The sequence below is a fragment of the Fulvivirga aurantia genome, assembly GCF_009711475.1.
Classification (GTDB): domain Bacteria; phylum Bacteroidota; class Bacteroidia; order Cytophagales; family Cyclobacteriaceae; genus Fulvivirga; species Fulvivirga aurantia.
The window spans coordinates 1-381 of record NZ_SMMD01000271.1 but is presented as its reverse complement, the minus strand read 5'-3'; the positions used below and the strand labels follow the sequence as shown (position 1 = coordinate 381).

The following is a 381-nucleotide window of genomic DNA, read 5'->3' as shown; positions in this document are numbered from 1 at the left end:
ATTTTTAACTGTAGTAAATAGCCATTATGCAGAAGCATTTACAAGTTATTGGTATTTTGTTGATTACACTTTCATTTGTTCATCTATTCTTCCCTCGATACATGAAGTGGAAACAGGAGTTGAGACTTCTGAGCTTAATCAATAAGCAGGTAATGATGGTTCATACTTTTTTTATTGCCTTAGCCGTATTTTTAATAGGCCTACTTTGTATTGCTTCGCCTAATGAGCTGCTCAACACATCGTTGGGCAAATCAATTACTTTTGGCTTAGCTGTCTTTTGGACTATTCGACTTATAATTCAATTTTTCGGCTACTCAACAAAGCTTTGGAAAGGAAAGACCTTTGAAACCACAGTACATGTAGTATTTAGTTGTTTTTGGA

Annotated in this window: 1 pseudogene; it reads left to right on the top strand. The window is 34.6% G+C overall.

The window, feature by feature from the left end:
- Nucleotides 1-152 precede the first annotated feature (152 nt).
- Nucleotides 153-381, top strand: a pseudogene (locus E1176_RS20850) (hypothetical protein); the annotation flags it as partial.